This is a genomic window from Pseudomonas sp. P4_C8 (genome assembly GCF_056401975.1).
The window spans coordinates 58,047-73,807 of sequence record NZ_JBFUIH010000022.1; the positions used below are offsets into that span (position 1 = coordinate 58,047).

Annotated in this window: 15 protein-coding genes; 6 read left to right on the plus strand and 9 right to left on the minus strand. The window is 59.6% G+C overall.

The window, feature by feature from the left end:
- Positions 1-373 precede the first annotated feature (373 nt).
- On the plus strand, positions 374-2,038 hold the full coding sequence (locus tag AC1DWM_RS15480; RefSeq protein ID WP_223519030.1) for an electron transfer flavoprotein-ubiquinone oxidoreductase: 1,665 nt from the start codon (positions 374-376) through the stop codon (positions 2,036-2,038).
- Positions 2,039-2,212: 174 nt separating this feature from the next.
- On the opposite strand, the gene AC1DWM_RS15485 is transcribed toward AC1DWM_RS15480, so the two are convergent.
- Positions 2,213-3,103: an AraC family transcriptional regulator gene (locus AC1DWM_RS15485; RefSeq protein WP_223519028.1), complete on the minus strand. Its 891-nt coding sequence runs from the start codon at positions 3,101-3,103 to the stop codon at positions 2,213-2,215.
- A 190-nt stretch (positions 3,104-3,293) separates the two neighbouring features.
- Between AC1DWM_RS15485 and AC1DWM_RS15490 the strand changes: the two genes are divergently transcribed.
- Positions 3,294-4,346 (plus strand): NAD(P)-dependent alcohol dehydrogenase, encoded by a 1,053-nt coding sequence (locus tag AC1DWM_RS15490; protein WP_223519026.1) that lies wholly within the window; start codon positions 3,294-3,296, stop codon positions 4,344-4,346.
- Here AC1DWM_RS15490 and AC1DWM_RS15495 read toward each other — a convergent pair.
- From AC1DWM_RS15495 to AC1DWM_RS15520, 6 genes are all read right to left on the minus strand, one after another.
- Positions 4,343-5,146: an IclR family transcriptional regulator gene (locus AC1DWM_RS15495; protein ID WP_223519024.1), complete on the minus strand. Its 804-nt coding sequence runs from the start codon at positions 5,144-5,146 to the stop codon at positions 4,343-4,345. The two genes, AC1DWM_RS15490 and AC1DWM_RS15495, sit on opposite strands and share 4 nt — an antisense overlap.
- Positions 5,147-5,205: 59 nt before the next feature.
- Positions 5,206-6,516 carry an MFS transporter gene (locus AC1DWM_RS15500; protein ID WP_223519022.1) on the minus strand — a complete coding sequence of 437 codons (1,311 nt, stop codon included), beginning with the start codon at positions 6,514-6,516 and terminating at the stop codon, positions 5,206-5,208.
- Positions 6,517-6,688: 172 nt separating this feature from the next.
- Positions 6,689-7,837: a galactonate dehydratase gene (gene dgoD / locus AC1DWM_RS15505; protein WP_223519020.1), complete on the minus strand. Its 1,149-nt coding sequence runs from the start codon at positions 7,835-7,837 to the stop codon at positions 6,689-6,691.
- Between the two features lie 61 nt (positions 7,838-7,898).
- Positions 7,899-8,519, minus strand: a complete 621-nt coding sequence (locus AC1DWM_RS15510; RefSeq protein ID WP_477795566.1) for a 2-dehydro-3-deoxy-6-phosphogalactonate aldolase — start codon at positions 8,517-8,519, stop codon at positions 7,899-7,901.
- Between the two features lie 19 nt (positions 8,520-8,538).
- Positions 8,539-9,531, minus strand: coding sequence for a 2-dehydro-3-deoxygalactonokinase (locus tag AC1DWM_RS15515; RefSeq protein ID WP_477795567.1), 993 nt, complete (start codon positions 9,529-9,531; stop codon positions 8,539-8,541).
- Between the two features lie 156 nt (positions 9,532-9,687).
- A complete protein-coding gene (locus AC1DWM_RS15520; protein ID WP_150780608.1) occupies positions 9,688-10,170 on the minus strand; it encodes a GNAT family N-acetyltransferase in 483 nt (160 codons plus the stop codon).
- A gap of 116 nt (positions 10,171-10,286) precedes the next feature.
- On the opposite strand from AC1DWM_RS15520, the gene AC1DWM_RS15525 reads away from it, so the two are divergent.
- The 4 genes from AC1DWM_RS15525 (at position 10,287) to AC1DWM_RS15540 (ending at position 12,979) form a co-directional block, all read left to right on the plus strand.
- On the plus strand, positions 10,287-10,940 hold the full coding sequence (locus tag AC1DWM_RS15525) for an HD domain-containing protein (RefSeq protein ID WP_477795568.1): 654 nt from the start codon (positions 10,287-10,289) through the stop codon (positions 10,938-10,940).
- Between the two features lie 112 nt (positions 10,941-11,052).
- Positions 11,053-12,258, plus strand: a complete 1,206-nt coding sequence (locus AC1DWM_RS15530; RefSeq protein WP_477795569.1) for an MFS transporter — start codon at positions 11,053-11,055, stop codon at positions 12,256-12,258.
- 83 nt (positions 12,259-12,341) lie between these two features.
- Positions 12,342-12,677 carry a hypothetical protein gene (locus AC1DWM_RS15535; protein WP_223519010.1) on the plus strand — a complete coding sequence of 112 codons (336 nt, stop codon included), beginning with the start codon at positions 12,342-12,344 and terminating at the stop codon, positions 12,675-12,677.
- Positions 12,678-12,724: 47 nt separating this feature from the next.
- Positions 12,725-12,979 carry a hypothetical protein gene (locus tag AC1DWM_RS15540; RefSeq protein WP_223519008.1) on the plus strand — a complete coding sequence of 85 codons (255 nt, stop codon included), beginning with the start codon at positions 12,725-12,727 and terminating at the stop codon, positions 12,977-12,979.
- A gap of 210 nt (positions 12,980-13,189) precedes the next feature.
- On the opposite strand, the gene araH is transcribed toward AC1DWM_RS15540, so the two are convergent.
- A complete protein-coding gene (gene araH, locus AC1DWM_RS15545) occupies positions 13,190-14,158 on the minus strand; it encodes an L-arabinose ABC transporter permease AraH (RefSeq protein ID WP_223519351.1) in 969 nt (322 codons plus the stop codon).
- A 12-nt stretch (positions 14,159-14,170) separates the two neighbouring features.
- Positions 14,171-15,715, minus strand: a complete 1,545-nt coding sequence (gene araG, locus AC1DWM_RS15550; protein WP_477795570.1) for an L-arabinose ABC transporter ATP-binding protein AraG — start codon at positions 15,713-15,715, stop codon at positions 14,171-14,173.
- Positions 15,716-15,761: the final 46 nt, after the last annotated feature.

The window sequence follows — 15,761 nt, forward strand, 5'->3', positions numbered from 1 at the left end:
GTAAACTGCGCGCTATACGTGCACTGCGCATCACCTTGTACTGCCATCGCCCTGTCTTTAGAGGTGCTCTTGAAACCAACAGTGTGCCTACGGCGAGCGCAAAACCGACCGTATCTTGACCGGAACGCCTATTCCGGTCAATACGGTAAAATGGCCGTTCGTAAGCCGCGTGACTTTGATTTCTCTGGCTTTGAGCCAATTCAAACAAACGTTTGTATTGGACGCTGGGAGTGGTGTAGATATAATGCGCCACCCAGAGAGAAAGGTGGACTATCGATTGTCCTGTTCCGCGCTCGCGCAGGGATTCATGGATGCGACACCAAACCTCCAAAATTAGAAAAAAAACTGTTGAGCCTTGAGTAGGAGATAACCTGTGGAACGCGAATACATGGAATTCGACGTCGTCATCGTCGGTGCCGGCCCCGCTGGTCTTTCCGCTGCCTGCCGCTTGAAGCAGAAGGCTGCTGAAGCCGGTAAGGAAATCAGCGTCTGCGTGGTCGAAAAAGGCTCCGAAGTCGGTGCTCACATCCTGTCTGGCGCCGTGTTCGAACCACGCGCCCTGAACGAATTGTTCCCGGACTGGAAAGAACTCGGCGCCCCGCTGAACACGCCGGTCACCCGCGATGACATCTTCGTTCTGAAAAACGCAGACAGCGCGCAAAAAATTCCTGACCTCTTTGTGCCCAAGACCATGCACAACGAAGGTAACTACATCATCTCCCTGGGCAACCTGTGCCGCTGGCTGGCCCAGCAGGCCGAGAACCTGGGCGTAGAAATCTACCCTGGCTTCGCCGCTCAGGAAGCACTGATCGACGAGAACGGCGTGGTGCGCGGGATCATTACCGGCGACCTGGGCGTTGATCGCGAAGGCAATCCGAAAGAAGGCCTGTACACCCCGGGCATGGAACTGCGTGGCAAGTACACGCTGTTCGCCGAAGGTTGCCGTGGCCACATCGGCAAGCAGTTGATCAAGCGTTTCAACCTCGACAGCGAAGCCGACGCCCAGCACTACGGCATCGGCCTGAAAGAAATCTGGGAAGTCGACCCGGCCAAGCACCAACCAGGCCTGGTGGTTCACACCGCCGGCTGGCCGCTGGACATCATGGGCACCGAGAACACCGGTGGCTCCTTCCTCTATCACCTGGAAAACAACCAGGTGGTTGTCGGCCTGATCGTCGATCTGTCCTACAGCAACACTTACCTGTCGCCGTTCGATGAGTTCCAGCGCCTCAAGCACCACCCGGTGCTCAAGCAGTACCTGGAAGGCGGCAAGCGCATCAGCTACGGCGCCCGTGCCATCAGCAAAGGCGGCCTGAACTCGTTGCCGAAAATGGTCTTCAAGGGCGGCGCGCTGATCGGTTGCGACCTCGGCACCCTGAACTTCGCCAAGATCAAAGGCAGCCACACCGCGATGAAGTCCGGCATGCTCGCCGCTGAATCCGTGGCCGACGCGCTGTTCGCCGAGAAAGATGGCACCGAAGAACTGACCACTTACGTCGACGCGTTCAAGAAAAGCTGGCTCTATGACGAGCTGTTCGCCAGCCGCAACTTCGGCCCGGCGATTCACAAGTTCGGCGCGATCGTCGGCGGTGGTTTCAACTGGCTGGACCAGAATATCTTCGGCGGCAAACTGCCGTTCACCTTGCACGACACCAAGCCGGATTACGCTTGCCTCAAGCTCGCCGCCGACTGCAAGAAGATCGACTACCCGAAACCGGACGGCAAGATCAGCTTCGACAAACTCAGCTCGGTGTTCATCTCCGGTACCAACCATGAAGAAGAACAGCCGTGCCACTTGAAGCTGGCCGACCCAAGCATCCCGATCAGCAAAAACCTGCCGCTGTACGATGAGCCTGCCCAGCGCTACTGCCCGGCTGGCGTGTACGAAGTGATCACCATGGAAGACGGCGAGAAGCGCTTCCAGATCAATGCCCAGAACTGCGTTCACTGCAAGACCTGCGACATTAAGGACCCTGCACAGAACATTACCTGGGTGACGCCGGAAGGTGCTGGCGGCCCGACTTACCCGAACATGTAAGTTGAACGCCTGAACATCAAGGCTCCCGAAATGGGGGCCTTTTTGTTGCCCGCGATTCCCGTTTTTGTAGGAGCCGAGCTTGCTCGCGATAGCGGCGTGTCAGTCGACCGTGATGTTGGCTGACACACCGCTATCGCGAGCAAGCTCGGCTCCTACAGGGGATCTTTTGCCAACTCAGGCAGCGCGTTCTTCTCCGGGATTACGCTCAAAGTAGCGCTTGTACTCCCGGCTGAACTGCGACGTACTCTGATAACCCACCCGATGCGCCACTTGCGCCACCCCCAAGCCTTCAGACAGCAACAACTGCTGCGCCTTGAGCAAGCGCAAACGCTTCAAGTACTGCACCGGCGACAACAACGTGCTGCGTTTGAAATGCTCATGAAACGTCGACGCACTCATATTCGCGCAACTGGCCAGGGTCTCGACATTCAGCGGCTCGGTGTAATGCGCATGCAGATGGCTAAGCGATGCCGCAACCCGGGCGAATTGCCCCTGCTGCTCCACCAGCGCGCGCAACACATCGGCTTGCGGCCCGCGCAACGCGACGAACAACAACTCACGCAAACGCGCCTGGCCCATGACCTGACATTCCAGCGGATCGTGCAGGCAACGCAGCAACCGTTCCACGCATCCACGCATCGCGTCGTCGAGCACTGTCGAGGTCATGGACTCCAGCGTTTGCGCAGCAATACTGCGCCCGGACACGAGCCCCATGGCCAACACCAATTCACCGAGCAAAATCCGGTCTATCGCGATGGAAATGCCCAGCATCGGCCCATCCGGCGCGGCAAAGGTTTCGCACTCAAACGGCACCGGCAATGCCTGAATCAGATAATGCCCAGCGCCGTACTCCAGAGTTCGCGGGCCCAGGTACGCCAATTTGCTGCCCTGGACGATGATGACCAGGCTCGGCTCATAAATCTGCGGGCCACGGGCGACATCGCAACTGGCACGCAACACCTGCACTCCCGGCAACGCGGTGGGCGCGAAGCCGTCGCGAGTGGTCAGCGGCTGGATCAACGAAACCAGCGTGGCATTGGCATCGAGATGACGGGTCAACAACATGGGAGCTCTTCACAAAAAAGTCGCGGAAAAAGGGATGAAAGCATCTTCGCAGGTCTGATCATCCATTTGATCAATCGCACGTGGATGCCGGAGGAATAGGCATGACACCCGGAGGAATCGCCATGGCCGGTGCAAGGTGCGGCGCCCAGAATGCACCGCCTCACCTGTCACAGCTTTTGCGAGGTTCCTCATGTACACCGCCATCGGATACGCCGCCCAGTCGGCCACCACTCCCCTCGCCCCCGTGAAATTCGAACGCCGCAGCCCGCGAGCCGATGATGTGGCGATCGAGATTCTCTACTGCGGCGTCTGCCATTCCGACATCCACCAGGCGCGCAACGAGTGGGGCATTGCCGTTTACCCGCTGATGCCCGGTCACGAGATCGTAGGCAAAGTGACCGCCATCGGTGCGAATGTGACCCGGCACAAGGTCGGGGATCTGGTTGGCGTCGGCTGCATGGTCGATTCCTGCCGCAGCTGCGAAGCCTGCCAATCCAACCTTGAACAATATTGCCTCGAAGGTCCGACCATGACCTACGCCACCCCGGACCGGGTCGATGGCAGCAACACCATGGGCGGCTACTCTGACAGCATCGTGGTCAGCGAGCACTTTGTCGTGCGCATCCCGGAAAAACTCGCCTTGGCCAGCGCCGCGCCGATCCTCTGCGCCGGCATCACCACCTACTCGCCGCTCAAGCATTACGGCGTCAAGGCCGGTGATAGAGTCGGGATCCTCGGCATGGGCGGCCTCGGTCACATGGGCATCAAGTTCGCCAAGGCGATGGGCGCCGAAGTCACCCTGTTCACCCGTTCGGCGAGCAAGGCCGAAGAAGGTCGTCGCCAGGGCGCAGACCACGTGATCGTGTCTACCGATGCCGAGCAGATGACGGCTGCAGCTGGCCAATTCGACTTCCTGCTCGACACCATTCCGGTGCAGCACGACCTCAACCCCTACCTCGACACCCTGCGTTTCGACGGCGTGCACATTCTGGTGGGTTTGATTGAACCGATCGATCCACCGGTCCACGCCGCCAAACTGGTGTTGGGACGTCGCGTGCTCGCCGGTTCGTTGATCGGCGGTATTGCCGAAACCCAGGAAGTGCTGGATTTCTGCGCCGAGCACAACATCACCTGCGACATCGAAATGCTCGACATCCGCCAGATCAACGAGGCTTACGCCCGCATGATCGCCGGGGATGTGAAATACCGCTTCGTTATCGACATGGCGACCTTGAAGGTCTAAACCTTCAAGCCCAGTTCTGCCGACAGCCGGGTTGTGACCCCTTTGATCAGGGGAATCAGCTCGGCCATTTTTTCCAGCGGCATGTACGGCACGGTGCTGGCGATGCTGATGCCGGCGACGATGCGCTTGCTGGCATCACGAATCGGCGCCGCCACACAACGGATCGACGGTTCGTTGTCTTCCAGATCAAAGGCATAACCGCCCGCCACGTACTCGACCATGCGCTGCTGAAACTGCTCCCAGGATTGCTCCGGGTGCTGCGGCCAAAACAGATTTTTCCCACCCGCCGGCAAGCTGATTTCGTACAGCCGCTGCCATTCTTCCTGAGTGTCATCCAGCATCAGCGCCTTGCCGATCCCGGTGCGCGCCAACGGCATGCGATGGCCGACCCGCGAACGCATTTCCGGGCCATTGCGACCCGGATTCTTGTGCAGGTACAACACCTCGTCGCCCTCACGAATTGCCAGGTGAATGGTGTCGCCGGTCAACGCCGACAATTCATCCAGATACGGCCCGGCCAACGTCACCAGTGGCAACTCTTCGCGCGCCTGGAAACCCAGTTCGATCAGCTTTGGCCCCAACAGGTAGCCGACCTGCGGCACCACACGCAGGTAACGCTCGTCCACCAGACAACTGGCCAGACGATGGGTGGTGCTGCGCGTCGTGCCGATCAGCCGGGCGATTTCCTTGAGATCGCGGGCGCCGCTGGCCACAGCCTGAACCACACCCAAACCACGAAGCAGTGTCTGGGTGCCGGTCGGCGCGGCGTCCTTGGCGATTTTTGGGGCGTCTTCCTGCATATCCAGCCTTTACCGTTGAGCGAGTGACGGGCGGCATTATGGTCGCCCGATGCCCGCAACTACAACTTGATACGCTCGACTTTGCCCACCAGCAAGATGTAGGAAAGCGCGCCAATCAATGCCAGAACCGAGATGTAGGTAATCGCCGGGGCAAACGAATCACCGGTCGCCAGGAAACCGATGACAATCGGCGTGGTGATCGCCGACAAGTTGCCGATGAAGTTGAACACCCCTCCGGTCAGTCCCAACAATCGTGCCGGTGCCAAGGTTGAAACCAGCGACCAGGTGATCGACGCCAGACCGTTGCCGAAGAAGGCCAGCGCGAGGAAGGCAATCACCAGCGGCGTCGATTCGACGAAGTTGGCGCCGATGATCGAGGTGGAAATCAGCAGGCCGCCAATGATCGGCAATTTACGGGCGAAACCTACCGTGTAACCGCGACGGATCAGGAAGTCAGAGAAGAACCCCGAACACAACACACCGACGAAGGCGGCGAGAAACGGCAGCGACGCCAGCAGGCCAGACTTGATGAAGTCCATGCCGCGATATTTCACCAGGTAAGTCGGGAACCACGTCAGGAAAAACCACAGCGTCGAGTTGAGGCAGAACTGGCCGAGGTAAATGCCCCACAGTTTGCGTTTAGTCAGAACAATCCCGAGGTCAGTCCAGCTGAACTTCGCTTTGACTTTGGCTTGCTCGGCCTGGATATCCACCAGCCCGCCACCCTCGCGGATCAGGTCGATTTCAGCATCGTTGACGCCTTTGAAATCCCGAGGCTCGCGGTACACCGCGTACCAGATCACCGCCCACAGAATGCCCACCGCACCGGTGCTGATGAACACCATGTGCCAGCCAAATTCATGCTGCAACCATGCGAGTACCGGCGTCAGGAATGCCAGGCCGACGAACTGCCCAGAGGTGTAGAAACCGATGGCAGTGGCGCGTTCGCGCTCGGGGAACCAAGTGGTGACCACGCGACTGTTGATCGGATAGGCCGGGGCTTCCAGGGCACCGACCGCCATGCGCAAGACGAACAGCGCGATGAAACTCGCGGCGAAACCGAGCATGACCGTGGCGATCGACCACAGCAACAAGGCGACGCTGTAGAGGATGCGCGGTGGAACACGGTCCACCAGCCAGCCGCCGGGAATTTGCATCGCGGCGTAGGTCCAGCCGAAGGCCGAGAAGATCAGCCCGACGTGGATCGGATCGATGCCCAGTTCGCTGGTCAGCGCCGGGGCTGCGATGGACAGGTTACTGCGGTCCAGGTAGTTGATCACCACGGTGATGAACAGCAGGACCATGATGAAAAATCGCTTGCGACTGGGCGTCACCAACGACGCTTGCCCGGTGAGGGTTTGCGATTGCATGAGGAGTGCCTCTTCTTATGTTTATTGAGGTCGTCTAGAAGACTTGCAGCGCCCCCTGTAGGAGCTGGCTTGCCAGCGAAGGCGGCATGACGTCCGACATTGATGTGACTGACAGGACGCTTTCGCTGGCAAGCCAGCTCCTACAGGGGATTTGAGGTGGGTCAGAGAGAACTCACCACTCAGCAAAACTGCCATCGGCATGACGCCAGATCGGGTTGCGCCAGCGGTGGCCGACGGCGGCGCGTTCGATCACGTATTCCTCGTTGATCTCGATACCCAGGCCCGGGCCATTCGGGATCTTCACGAAGCCTTTGTCGTAGTCGAACACCCGCGGATCTTTCACGTAATCGAGCAGGTCATTGCTCTCGTTGTAATGGATGCCCAGGCTCTGTTCCTGGATGAACGCGTTGTAGCAAACCGCGTCCAGTTGCAGGCACGCCGCCAAGGCGATCGGCCCCAGCGGGCAATGCAGCGCCAGCGCCACGTCGTAGGCTTCGGCCATGTTGGCGATTTTACGGGTTTCGGTGATGCCACCGGCGTGCGACGCATCCGGCTGGATGATGTCGACGTAACCTTCGCTCAGTACGCGCTTGAAATCCCAGCGCGAGAACAGCCGTTCACCGAGGGCAATCGGGGTGCTGCTCAGCGGCGCCAGTTCCTTCAGCGCTTCATAGTTTTCGCTGAGCACCGGCTCTTCGATGAACATCAGTTTGTACGGATCGAGTTCCTTCATCAGCACCTTGGCCATGGGCTTGTGCACCCGGCCATGGAAGTCGACGCCGATGCCGACGTTCGGTCCGACCGCGTCACGCACGGCGGCGACATTGGCCAGGGCCAGGTCGACTTTCTCGAAGGAATCGAGAAATTGCAGTTCTTCGGTACCGTTCATTTTTACCGCAGTAAAACCACGGGAGACCGCTTCTTTCGCCGCGCGCGCAGTGTCCGCTGGCCGGTCGCCGCCGATCCACGAATACACACGAATCTTGTCCCGCACCTGACCACCGAGCAAATCACTGACCGACACGCCCAGCGCCTTGCCCTTGATGTCCCACAACGCCTGATCGATACCGGCCAGCGCGCTCATATGGATCGCGCCGCCCCGGTAGAAGCCGCCGCGATACAGCACAGTCCAGATGTCTTCGATGTTGCGTGGGTCTTTGCCGATCAGGTAGTCGGACAATTCTTCAACCGCAGCCGCAACCGTGTGGGCGCGGCCTTCAACCACGGGCTCGCCCCAACCGGTCACGCCCTCGTCGGTTTCGACCTTGAGAAAGCACCAGCGCGGTGGAACGATGAAGGTGGTGAGTTTAGTAATTTTCATCTCTGCTCTCTTTTTATAAATGCAGCTCTTATAGATGCAGCGCTCACAGCGCCAAAAAGTCTTAGCGAAGGGCTTTCCAGGCAGTCACGTAGGCGTTGGCATTGACGGCCACGTCCGCTGGCGTCATCCCCGACTTGAACAAACCTGAACCAAGGCCGAAGCCTTTGACGCCCGCGTCGATAAACACCTGCATGTTGTCCGGCGTGATACCGCCGACCGGCGCCAGAACGGTTCCGACAGGCAATACCGCGAGCCAGGCTTTGACGACGGCCGGCCCCATCTGCTCGGCGGGAAACATCTTCAGCACGTCCGCACCTTCGGCCAATGCGGCGAAGGCTTCCGTCGGCGTCGCCACACCCGGTGACAGGAACAACCCCGCCGCTTTCGCCGCGCGCAGCACCTTGGGATCGCTGTGCGGCATGACGATCACTTGGCCGCCCGCGGCTTTCACTTGCTCGACCTGTTCCGGTGTCAGCACCGTTCCCGCACCGATCAGGCAATCGGCAGGCAAGGTACTGCGCAGGATGCGGATACTTTCGTACGGCTCAGGGGAATTGAGCGGCACTTCGATGACACGAAATCCGGCGGCGTACAGGACTTCGCCGATGGCCGCCGCTTCTTCCGGGCGCAGGCCACGCAGGATCGCGATCAGGCCGTTTTGCGCCAAGGCGTGTTTGAGCATGTCAGACCTCCAGTCAGGTTTAACGGGATGGGTTGGGTGTGATCAGTCCAGCGGCGAGCGCCAATTGCCACAACCCGCGTTCGGTGGCTTGCTCAGCCAGCAGCACCCGAGCAAAACCGCAGGCGTCGAGGGCCCGGCTGTAGCGGGCACAGAGTTGGGCATTACCGATGAGGATGATCGAAGGCAGGTGTACGCTATTGCGCCGACGTCGCTGGGCGGTCGCCAGCGCTGACAGTTCATGACCGATCAACAGCCCCGACAAGTAATCCGCCTGGGCCGTGGCGCTCAGATCACCGATCAGCCCGAGGCTGCGGGCACTGAACAATGTCGATAACGGGCCGATCTCGCCGTCCACCGACAAGGCCACTTGCACCCCACGATCAAAAGCCTGGCCATCGAAAGACACGCCTTTTTGCTGGGTGCGCCCCAGAATGCTGTGTTCGCTGAGCACGGCAAAAATTTCGCCGGTCATGAACGTATCGAAATGCACGATGCAGCCGTCGGCCACTTCCACCCATTTCGAATGACTGCCTGGCAAGCCGATCAGCAGATCGTTGCCCGCCTCGCCCTGAAGAGTGTGCAGAACGCCAAGTACCTGGGTTTCTTCGCCGCGCATCACGTTCGGCAACGGCGAACGCTGAATCACACCCGGCACGATGTGCACATCGACACCGCGAAGACTGCGAACCGTTTGTAGGGAAGTTCCGAGATTGGCGACGTTCGCCGGCGTATCGCGGTAGGCCGCTTCGCGCCAGCCCTGAGCGCTGCCGACCATGCCACAGGCAATCACAGGTAAATCCGACTGCGCGTCGAGCCAGTCACCACAGGCCTCATCGAAGGCCAGTTCAAAACCGTCTGAACATTCCTGACCTTTGATGATTCGCAGCGTCCGGGGCAGCTGCATGACCCCCGAAGACAACGAACGTTGTTCGAGCACCAGGCCATCCGCAGCGAGTTTGTAAGCACGTAATGAGGTTGTCCCCCAATCGAGCGCGATCAATTGCGCCAGCATCGCTTCACCTGTTTTGTTTATTGGCAGTGAGTGAGCGGGACTATAAACCGGGAAGCGCAATAATCTCAATATATAAATATCACTCCCATATATTGGGATTAACGCAAAAAAAATCGCAACTCAAGGCTGCGATCTTTTAACCGGCGATGCTGGCGTTTAATTACCCTCGGCAAACTCGCGCAACACCGCCCCATCCATCCGGTATCGCACCCACTCTTCCTGTGGTTGCGCACCCAACGATTTATAGAACTCGATCGCCGGTTTGTTCCAGTCCAGCACGCTCCATTCAAAACGCCCGCAATCATTGGCGCAGGCGATTTTCGCCAGGTGGCGCAGCAAGGTTTTGCCCGCACCACCTCCGCGTTGTTCGGGGGTGATGTAGAGGTCTTCGAGGTACAGGCAGTTGCTGCCGAGCCAGGTGGAATAGCTGAAGAAGAACACGGCGAAGCCGATCGGCTGACCGTCGCGCAGGCAGATCAGGCCGTGAGCGGTGGCGCCTTCGCTGAACAGACTGCGCTCGATGTCGGCGACGCTGGCGATGACTTCGTGGCGGGCACGTTCATAGTCGGCCAGTTCAGTGATGAACCCGAGGATTTGCGGTGCATCGCTGGGGGTCGCCGGGCGGATCTCGATCGTCATGGGACGTGCCTTCGTCAAAGGTTGAAAACGCCATACTAAGTTGCCAGGCTGCGTCCGTCACACTGGAAATTCAAAGCTGAACTATGGTGCAACGTTTTCACATTCAAAGGACTGTTATGACCACTGATACTTTCGCCCCCCTGCAAAACCTCGCCGCTCAATTGCTGCCCTACGCGCTGGAGCCCTCAGAGGACGGTGCTCATGACCTGTCGCACTTGCAGCGGGTCTGGCACAACGTGCGCACGATTCATACGCAAGAAGGTGGCGAGCTTGAGGTGCTGCTGGCAGCGGTGCTGTTGCATGATTGCGTGGCGGTGGAGAAGAACTCGCCGTTGCGTTCGCAGGCGTCTCGACTGGCTGCCGAAAAAGCGTCCGGCGTGTTGGCCGACCTACATTGGCCGAACGAAAGAATCAGCGCAGTAGCCCACGCTATCGAAGCACACAGCTTTTCTGCCAACATCACCCCCACTACGCTCGAAGCGAAAATCATGCAAGACGCCGATCGCCTCGATTCCCTCGGCTTGCTCGGTGTCGCGCGCACGTTCTACGTTGCCGGGCGCATGGGCAGCGCGTTGTACGACCCGCAGGATCCAGAAGCAAAGTACCGTGACTACGACGACACACGCTTTTGCCTCGATCATTTCCAGACCAAGTTGCTGCACCTGGCAAACGGTTTCCAGACCGCCACCGGTCGACGCCTGGCACAGCTCAGGCATGAGCGTCTGAAAGGTTTCATGGAGYAGTTCAAGGAAGAGATCGGCGTCTGCTGAAGGCAATACTCCGGCCAGCGCTAATCCTGAAATCGCTAACCCAGGACCTAACATCGGCGCGATGCGTGATAGATATCAGACGCTCATTTCTATCGGCTCAAGGAACCGCGTCATGTCCAGCGCAACACCCCCAGTCTCCAGCCGGTTGTTCGGCCTGTTTTGCCTTGCCAGCTATTTGCTGTCGCTGTCCTACGGCTCGACTTTTTTGCTGTCGTTGCTGATCGGCTCACGCGGTGGCAATGAACACGATGCAGGCAGTGTGATTTCGGCGGCCATGCTCAGCACGTTCGCGGCGGTGATCGTCTCGGGGCATTTGTCTGACTGGCTCGGTGCCGCGCGCTCGATTGCCTTGTTCGGCGTCTTACTGGTGGCGGCCAGCCTCGGCTTCGCCTTGACCCCGGGCTTCGGCACTGCGCTGTTGTTTTTTGGACTGTTGCTGGGGCTGGGTTGGGGCGTGTTTTACACCCTCGGGCCGATCATTGTGGCCAGCTTGGTGACACCGGCCCTACGGGCCAAATACTTTGCGCTGCTGTCGGGCAGCATGATGACCGGGATCGGCAGCGGCCCTTTACTGGGCCGCGCTGCCAGCGCCCTCGGCTATCCGGTAACCGCCGCGTTTTACCTCGCTGCAATGGCCAGCCTGATCGGCGTTTTACTGTTCTGGCGACTGGATGCACAGATCAGAAAAACGCCCGCGCCCGCCACCTCGGTCGCGCGAATTTCCTGGCGCGCAACGGCCCAGGTGCTGTCGTCCCGGGCCGTGTTCCCGATCCTCATGGTCGGTCTTGGTGGTTGCGTGTTCGGCGGCCTGTCGAGCTTCCAGACCAGTTACGCCGAATCCCGCTCGCTGGATTATTCGCTGTTCTTTTTTGGCTTCATGGGCGCGGCGATCAGCAGCCGAATGCTGATTGCCGGCATCGTGGTCAAACGTGACCCGTTCCGCGCATCGTGCCTGTTGTCGGGCCTGATGATGGGGTCGATTGTGCTGTTTGGTTTCGTGGTCGACAGCGGGCTCAGTTATGTACTGGCAGCCGTGATGCTCGGGGTCGGATACGGTCTGACCTATTCGGTGATCAACGGCCTGGCGGCCAACGAAGCGCCGCACGGCACGACCTCGCAAGCCTTGCTGTTGTTCAGCCTCTCCTACTTCATCGGCGTGTTTGGTTTTCCCTTGCTGGCCGGAAAAATCATAGTCGAACAAGGGATGCCCGCGTTGCTCCTGACCGTGCTGGCCGTGGCTATACTGAACTGGTTGATCACCGTAGGCCGGTTGATCTGGCGTCGCGTCGCGCCGGTTAAATCCGTGCAGCAGGCCTGAACCGTTCGTCATTCATCAGGCACCAATCCGAACGCGAGGCGGACCAATATCAGGTAGAGACTCTATTAAACGGAGACGATGCCATGTTCATGTCCAGGTTGACCGCCCTCGCTCTCGCCACACTGCTGTCCTCTGCTGCGTTCGCCGCCACACTCGCTGAAGGAACGGGCCCGACCAACCCGGTCGAGGGCCCGAAAGCGCCCGCCATCCAGAGCGCACCCAGCATGAACACCCACGGCACCGGTATCGACAGTAACCTGCCGCCCGCGACGGGCACTGACCCACGGATCCAGGGCAATGACGCGGGCCGTCAAAGCGGACTGAACATGCCCGACACCCAGACACCCGACAATGCCGGCAGCGGCATCGGCTCGAAAACCACCACCGGTGGCTCGGGCTCCGAGGGCGGTGCCTATTAATAGTTCGCCCACGCGAGCGACCTCTCCACACACATCAAGAGGTAAGCATGAACGACGATAAAAAACTGGAAAAAGAAGTCCTGATCCGCCTGTTGCATGCCCACCCGAGTGGCTTGGGCAAAGAGGTTCTGGACAATTATCGGGGGGAGAAAGTCGTGGCCAGTACCCTCGCAGCCCTGCAGGACCGGGGGCTGATTCAACACGGCCATGTGACCTGCGATGAGGCTGGCGAGCACACGGTGAATCTGCCGATCAAACTCAGCAGTGCCGGGGTTGAGGCGGCACGCAAACTGGATAGCTGAACACTCTGGGTAAAACTCAGGATTGTTGTTGAATTTACTGGCCCCATCGCGAGCAGGCTCGCTCCCACAAGGGATCTGTGTGTGACGCAGATCCACTGTAGGAGCGGGCTTGCCCGCGAAGGCGTCGGCACATCCAATACTAATGCGTCAGACATACCGCTTTCGCGGTCAAGTCGATCGCCGCACCGCCGCTCCTACCAGTACGGGGTATCAGCGCTGTTTCAGGCGGTCAATGACGACCGCCAGCAACAGAATCGAACCGCGAATCACATACTGGTAAAACGTGTCGATGTTCTTCAGGTTCATCGCATTTTCAATAATCGCCAGAATCAACACCCCGGCAATCACGTGCCGAATCATGCCGATCCCGCCACTCAACGACACCCCGCCCAACACACAGGCCGAAATCACTGTCAGCTCAAAACCCTGGCCAATCATTGGCTGCCCGGAGGTCATGCGCGACGCCAGAATTACCCCGGCCAGCGCACCAATCACGCCATGCACGGCGAAGATGATGATCTTGGTCCGGTCAACGTTGACCCCGGCCAGCAATGCCGCTTCCTGGTTGCCGCCGATGGCCATGGTGTTGCGCCCGTAGGTGGTGTAATTCAGCAGCCAGCCGAAAAACAGGAAGCAGACGATGGTGATCAGGATCGGCACCGGCACGCCAAACATCTGGCCGTTACCGAAGACGAAGAACTGCTCCTGCGACACGCCGACCGCTTTGCCGTTGGCGAAGATGTAAGCCAGACCGCGAACGATCTGCATGGTCGCCAGCGTGGTGATCAACGCATTAACCCGCAGCTTGGCAATCACAATCCCGTTGATCAGCCCGACAATCAGCCCCATCACCAGCGCGGCACTCACGCCTAGGAACACGCTGTCGGTGTCGCGCATCACCACTGCCGCGACCACGCCGGCACAAGCGATCACCGAACCCACCGACAAGTCAAAGTGCCCGGACGCCAGGCAATACAACATGGTGCACGCGGCGATCCCGGTAGTGGAAATCGCTAACCCGAGGCCGCGCATGTTCAGTGGCGAGAGGAAGTTGTCGATCAGCAACGTGCAGAGCACGAAGATCCCGACCGCCGCCAACAGCATCACCCAGTCATCGAGAAAGCGCCGCAGGTCCAGGGGTTTACGCTGGGTCGGCAGAGCGTTGTTTTGGGTTGTCATCATAGTCACCTCTCAGTTCGCCACGCCGTCAGCGCGTTGGCGCGGCAAAGCCAGTTGCAGCAGGTTGGATTCATTGGCCTCGGCGCGAGACAACTCGCCGCGCATCGCGCCTTCGCAGAGCACCAGAATGCGGTCGGAAATACCCATCACTTCCATCAGGTCGCTGGACACCACAATCACCGCGATGCCGCTTTCGGCCAGGTTATGGATGATCTGGTAGATCTCGGCTTTGGCCCCGATGTCGATGCCGCGTGTAGGCTCGTCCAGCAACAGGACCTTCATCGGCATCGACAGCCATCGGCCGAGAATGGCCTTCTGCTGATTGCCACCGGACAGGTACATGATTTTTTGCGCCGCATTCGGCGTCTTCACCTTCAGCGCCTTGATCTGCTTGTCGGCATTGCCCTTTTCCCACAGGCCGCGCAACAGACAACCGAAGGTGGAGTGGGCGCCGCGTGCACTGATGTTGATGTTCTCGGCGACACTGGCGAGCGGGATGATGCCTTCCTTCTTGCGGTCCTCGGGGCACAGCAAAATCCCGGCCGTAATTGCATCACGAGGTGAGCGCAGTTTCAGTTCATGGCCGCGTAATTCCAGGCGTCCGGCGGTGTTGCGCTCCAACCCGCTGAGCAGACGGAACAACTCTGTGCGCCCGGCACCGACCAGTCCGAACAACCCCAGGATCTCGCCTTTGTGTGCCTCGAAACTCACTGGCTCGCGCAAGCCGGGGCCGAGCAGGCCATCGACTTTCAACGCCACCGCGCCACGCTGGCGAGGACGGTAATCGTAGATGTCCTGAATGTCGCGACCGACCATGCACGTCACCAATTGGTCGTGGGTCAGTTCGCTCATGTCCTCGAAGGTGCGCACGTAACGACCGTCCTTGAACACCGTCACCGCGTTGCAGATGCGGAACACTTCTTCCATGCGATGGGAGACGTACAGCACCACTTTGCCTTCATCGCGCAGGCGTCCGATGATCGCCATCAAACGGTCGATCTCGCGCGCCGACAGACTGCTGGTCGGTTCGTCGAAGGCAATCACATGCGCGCCACGGGACAGCGCCTTGGCGATTTCCACCAGTTGCCGCTGACCAAGGGACAGGCGCCCGACTTTCTCTTGCGGGTCGATTTCATCGGCCAGGCCTTTGAGGCAAGCCAATGCCTGTTGGCGCAACGCGCCGCGATTGATCAGGCCGAAACTGGCCGGCAGGTGGCCGAGAAACAGGTTCTCTGCCACGGTCATTTCGGGCACCAGGTGCAACTCTTGATGGATCACCGCGACGCGGCTGGCGATGCTGTCGGCGGTGGATTTGAATGCCATCGTCTGCTCGCCGATCTGCAGGTTGCCACTGCTGGGCGTGTAAGCGCCGCCGAGGATTTTCAGCAGTGTGGATTTGCCGGCGCCGTTCTCGCCCATCAACGCGTGAACCTGCCCCGGGTGCGCAACGAAGCTGATGCCATCCAGCGCCTTCACCCCGGGAAAGGTCTTGCCGATCCCGTTGAAGCGCAGGCTGCCGCCAACGCTGTGTTCGTATGTCTGTACTTGCGCGTGCATAAAACACCTCTTCACAGGTCAGGCAGCCCCGTCGCCGGGGCCACCG

What these genes read in the sequence shown, in the direction of transcription:
- AC1DWM_RS15520 (WP_150780608.1), bottom strand. Translation starts at nt 10,170, where the DNA reads ATGACGATCGAGATCCGCCCGGCGACCCCCAGCGATGCACCGCAAATC.
- araH (WP_223519351.1), bottom strand. Translation starts at nt 14,158, where the DNA reads ATGACAACCCAAAACAACGCTCTGCCGACCCAGCGTAAACCCCTGGAC.
- AC1DWM_RS15485 (WP_223519028.1), bottom strand. Translation starts at nt 3,103, where the DNA reads ATGTTGTTGACCCGTCATCTCGATGCCAATGCCACGCTGGTTTCGTTG.
- AC1DWM_RS15490 (WP_223519026.1), top strand. Translation starts at nt 3,294, where the DNA reads ATGTACACCGCCATCGGATACGCCGCCCAGTCGGCCACCACTCCCCTC.
- araG (WP_477795570.1), bottom strand. Translation starts at nt 15,715, where the DNA reads ATGCACGCGCAAGTACAGACATACGAACACAGCGTTGGCGGCAGCCTG.
- AC1DWM_RS15530 (WP_477795569.1), top strand. Translation starts at nt 11,053, where the DNA reads ATGTCCAGCGCAACACCCCCAGTCTCCAGCCGGTTGTTCGGCCTGTTT.
- AC1DWM_RS15510 (WP_477795566.1), bottom strand. Translation starts at nt 8,519, where the DNA reads ATGCTCAAACACGCCTTGGCGCAAAACGGCCTGATCGCGATCCTGCGT.
- AC1DWM_RS15535 (WP_223519010.1), top strand. Translation starts at nt 12,342, where the DNA reads ATGTTCATGTCCAGGTTGACCGCCCTCGCTCTCGCCACACTGCTGTCC.
- AC1DWM_RS15500 (WP_223519022.1), bottom strand. Translation starts at nt 6,516, where the DNA reads ATGCAATCGCAAACCCTCACCGGGCAAGCGTCGTTGGTGACGCCCAGT.
- AC1DWM_RS15495 (WP_223519024.1), bottom strand. Translation starts at nt 5,146, where the DNA reads ATGCAGGAAGACGCCCCAAAAATCGCCAAGGACGCCGCGCCGACCGGC.
- AC1DWM_RS15515 (WP_477795567.1), bottom strand. Translation starts at nt 9,531, where the DNA reads ATGCTGGCGCAATTGATCGCGCTCGATTGGGGGACAACCTCATTACGT.
- dgoD (WP_223519020.1), bottom strand. Translation starts at nt 7,837, where the DNA reads ATGAAAATTACTAAACTCACCACCTTCATCGTTCCACCGCGCTGGTGC.
- AC1DWM_RS15540 (WP_223519008.1), top strand. Translation starts at nt 12,725, where the DNA reads ATGAACGACGATAAAAAACTGGAAAAAGAAGTCCTGATCCGCCTGTTG.